General features: G+C 37.6%; 4 protein-coding genes. 1 reads left to right on the top strand and 3 read right to left on the bottom strand.

Features of this window, described 5'->3' with window-relative positions; all coding sequences use genetic code 11:
• Positions 1-43: 43 nt before the first annotated feature.
• From IEY42_RS21720 to IEY42_RS21730, 3 genes are all read right to left on the bottom strand, one after another.
• Positions 44-1,363 (bottom strand): hypothetical protein, encoded by a 1,320-nt coding sequence (locus tag IEY42_RS21720; protein ID WP_188927257.1) that lies wholly within the window; start codon positions 1,361-1,363, stop codon positions 44-46.
• A 32-nt stretch (positions 1,364-1,395) separates the two neighbouring features.
• Entirely contained in the window at positions 1,396-1,710 is a 315-nt protein-coding gene (locus IEY42_RS21725; protein WP_188927258.1) for a Flp family type IVb pilin, read from the bottom strand.
• A 66-nt stretch (positions 1,711-1,776) separates the two neighbouring features.
• On the bottom strand, positions 1,777-2,073 hold the full coding sequence (locus IEY42_RS21730) for a Flp family type IVb pilin (RefSeq protein WP_188927259.1): 297 nt from the start codon (positions 2,071-2,073) through the stop codon (positions 1,777-1,779).
• A gap of 294 nt (positions 2,074-2,367) precedes the next feature.
• On the opposite strand from IEY42_RS21730, the gene IEY42_RS21735 reads away from it, so the two are divergent.
• Entirely contained in the window at positions 2,368-3,807 is a 1,440-nt protein-coding gene (locus IEY42_RS21735; RefSeq protein ID WP_188927260.1) for an OmpA family protein, read from the top strand.
• Positions 3,808-3,917: the final 110 nt, after the last annotated feature.

The following is a 3,917-nucleotide window of genomic DNA, read 5'->3' on the forward strand; positions in this document are numbered from 1 at the left end:
TAAACTCTCAATAGAGTACGTTTTGATAAGCAGTTACACAAAATTAGTTACAGTCTCGATTATATAAATTTCCATATTCATATTTGGAATCAGATCTAGCCCATAAGTCACTCGGCCTTGAATAATAAGCTTGTGAGGCTGATATATTACTCAACCTATCACCTAACAATTTCTCTGTTGTTGCCGGATCAATTGTGTTTTCAGCTAAATCAACAGAACTCGTTGTTCTTACGTCTTTTTGCTCTTTTGAAACGACAACGACAATATTATCTGTATGATTTTTTTTAGATGCAGAATTAGATAAGCCGTAAAATGATTGAACACCGCTGTAATTTCCTGACTCCTCCTGATTGTAAGCCGCAAGTCTTGAAGATTTTTTATTAATTCCCCTGCTGCGTCCCCAAAGAGACGAGCTTCTTAAACGATTAATATTGGCTCTATCATCTGACCTAGTGGCTCCCCAACCAATCGGAGTTTCTTTATAACCACGCCAGCGACATCCAGACCAACTGCATCTATATTTAGATAAATGAAATCCTATTGTATCCATTGAAGTCCATGACTCTGCATCATTTCTATTTGAAACAAGTTCACTTCCGCCAGCTTTTAACGTTTTCCAGCGTAATGGCCACAGAGTTTTACTCCAAATAGAACTTAACTTATAACTTCGCTGCTCGCTAAATGGATCTCTTGAATCCATAATGACAGCTTTAAAGTCTGTAAATTGAGTGTTATACCTGTTCTGAAGGTTTCGGTTGTGCTGCTTTTGAAAAGTAAACCAAACATTGCGTATATCATTAATAAGTTGTGCATTTTGTACCAAACTTAATTCCGCTTTATTATCGTTTGCCTTAACGATTTGTTGCGCTGTAGTAAACGAAGATACTGCACTTGCATAATGAATAGCACTTTGAGAAACACGAAGAATACCTAATATAGAATTTTCTGCCGTAATCATTATTTCAGTAAATGGTTGTACAACCTGATTTGCATAACCAACACCGCTGCGTATTGCATTAATAACCTGCCCAAGATAAGGGACCCAACAAAGTGCTGAGCATGCATTTTGAGTAAAGCGATCTGTCATATTAAACCACGAAGATAATCCAACCATTTGTGCTACTGCAACTTGGTTAGCTACAGAAGCTCGATTCGTATAGGCTTTAAAATTAAAATCTCTCACGGCAATAGTTGCGATACTGTAAGCAGTATTATCTGCTGTATGCTGTAGTTTTGTAGACTTTATATTTAGTTGAGCGGTGTTATAACTGTATAACACCGTCATCGCTGCAAAAGACATTAATATTAAAGAAAGGACTAAAGATTGTCCTTTTTGCTTTAAAAACTTTGTTTTACTTTGCATTAGAAAGTTCATCCATGAGTTATGATAAGGCGTTAATCTACAACCGTTCCTCCACCGCCAGTACTCCCTCCACCGGAACTACTACTTCCTGCAGCCGAATTAGCCCCTTCATTATAATTACCCAAATTATATTTTTTAGCCGCGACAGTAGTTGCAGCAGTAGCAGAACCTTTTGCAGCTGTAATTTGAGCAGTTGATTCTTGTCCGGACATTTCAGAAGATAACCCAGCGACTTGATTACGAATAGTTTGGCCAAAAAAGCTGTACACACCAATTGCTGAAACCGCGATTAACGCCACAATAATAATGTACTCGGTCATGCCTTGACCCAATTGACTTTTTTTCATATCAGAATCCTTTTGATAATAAGATAACCTACCTAATTAAATATAATTAAGTAGGTTAGTATCTAATTATTTAGCACTTTTGTTAGCAGCTTCATCATAATTGCCTAAGTTATACTTTTTAGCCGCGACAGTAGTTGCAGCAGTAGCAGAACCTTTTGCAGCAGTAATTTGAGCAGTTGACTCCTGTCCGGACATTTCAGAAGATAACCCAGCAACTTGGTTACGAATCGTTTGGCCAAAAAAGCTATATACACCTATCGCAGAAACAGCAATCAATGCCACGATAATAATGTATTCGGTCATACCTTGACCTTTTTGTTTCAATTTGTTCACCTTCGAACCTCCAATGTTAAAGTTAAGCATTTACTGAAAAATTTTTACAGCGTACAAATTATTTCACATAAACAAAACAAAACAATTATCACTAATCACTAATATTTAATAAAAACCCATACTAAGTAATGTAATGCAATTTTGATAAAAGCAGTGTAAAGCATTGATATTTTATATATTTATATAAAATAATTTAATGAATACTCTCGATCAATTCGAAAGTATACAATCTATATCTAGAATGTTATGTCCATATGATTAATGATCGCAACCAGACACCTTATTTACATTATCAAAACAAAACACTTACAACAGGGAGTTGAAATGTTAAAACCTGCGCTAATGTCATTGACAATCATCATGACGATGATGCCAGCAATAAATGCTTTTTCTGCGACAACACAAGAATTATTTTCTGAGCCCAAAGAGGTAAAAGATACAAAGAATGAACTTAGACACTTCACGCCGGTGCAATTGATTACAGCAATTGATGACAAAAATATTCAATCGCAAGAAGTGAAAGGCAAACTGACTAGAACCAACTATGACCTACCGCCGTCTTATACCCCTGCGCATTTAATCAATAACTACAAAAAACAGCTTAACGCACTCAATGCTGAGATTATTTTTGAATGTGATCAAGCAACTTGTGGTAATGAACGTAAGCTATCCTCATTTATATCGCCTTTGACAAATATTTCCAGTAGTTCGCCATCACTAATAACAGCACATATTACCCTGCTTAAAAAGCAGGTTTACGTATCGATATATGCGACTGGCTGGCAGAATGCGACCAATGTAGAATTGGATATTATAGAAATTATCGATGAGCCATTAGATTTGGTGACGACTAATCAAAGTTATTTATCACAGGCTGTGAGTGAAATAACGGTTAAAGACAATAGCGATAAAGATACTAAAAACTCAGTTGATCACCCGATGCTAAGCAGAGTCCCTGGAGCTTACATACAGGAATATATCACTCATGGCTTTAACCAAACCTTAGTACTTGCTGGAGATAACTATAAAACATTGGAGCTGGAGGGGAAGATTACTGATATCTCTTACATATTACCGCGCACTTATTCTGAATTTGAGATTGATGCGAACTATTTAAACGCATTAACCAAACTTGGTTTTACTGAAGTTTATACCTGTTTGGGAAAGGCATGCGGAGATGAAGATACATTAAAAACTAAGATCGCATTACATTCAGCAATTGGCAGCGAAGAAAACCAATTTTATCGACTCTATAAGCTAGAAAGAGCTGAAGGTGACGTTTACGCTATGGTATACGTCATTGGGTTTTCAGGACGATTATCTGCTGAAATCCGAATCATTGAAGAAACCACATTAAACAATAACCGAGTCGGAATTGATTTGCAGGGTTTAACAGACGAAATAGCCAAAAGCGGCCATGTGGCATTAGACGGTTTGTTGTTTAAGTATGATAGCGATGAACTACTGCCTGAGGCTTATCCGATTGTAGAAGTCGTAGCTCAATACCTTCAAACGCACCCTAAGCAATTATTTTACGTGGTAGGACATTCAGACGATAAAGGCTCGCAAGCGTATAACCAAACCTTGTCAGAAAAACGTGCTACAGCAATTAAAACCCGCTTGATAAAACAGTTCTCTATTGCTGCACAGCAAGTGGAAGCCAAAGGGGTTGGCGAGTACTCGCCTATTGCCAATAACCTTGATGAAGCGGGCCAAAAGCTAAACCGCCGGGTTGAACTGGTTATTCGTTCAGACAATAAATAAGCCTGTGCGGCATAACACTGACTAAATAACCTGTCACAACATTCATTCATCGAGTAGGGTGAGGCGTCACCGCCCCATCCCTCTCACAGAACCGTACGTACGGACCTCGT

Origin of the sequence: Shewanella algicola (assembly GCF_014648035.1) — a bacterium.
Lineage (GTDB): Bacteria > Pseudomonadota > Gammaproteobacteria > Enterobacterales > Shewanellaceae > Shewanella > Shewanella algicola.

Coding starts and splice junctions, on each gene's coding strand:
- IEY42_RS21720 (WP_188927257.1), bottom strand. CDS start 1,363: ATGCAAAGTAAAACAAAGTTTTTAAAGCAAAAAGGACAATCTTTAGTC.
- IEY42_RS21725 (WP_188927258.1), bottom strand. CDS start 1,710: ATGAAAAAAAGTCAATTGGGTCAAGGCATGACCGAGTACATTATTATT.
- IEY42_RS21730 (WP_188927259.1), bottom strand. CDS start 2,073: ATGCTTAACTTTAACATTGGAGGTTCGAAGGTGAACAAATTGAAACAA.
- IEY42_RS21735 (WP_188927260.1), top strand. CDS start 2,368: ATGTTAAAACCTGCGCTAATGTCATTGACAATCATCATGACGATGATG.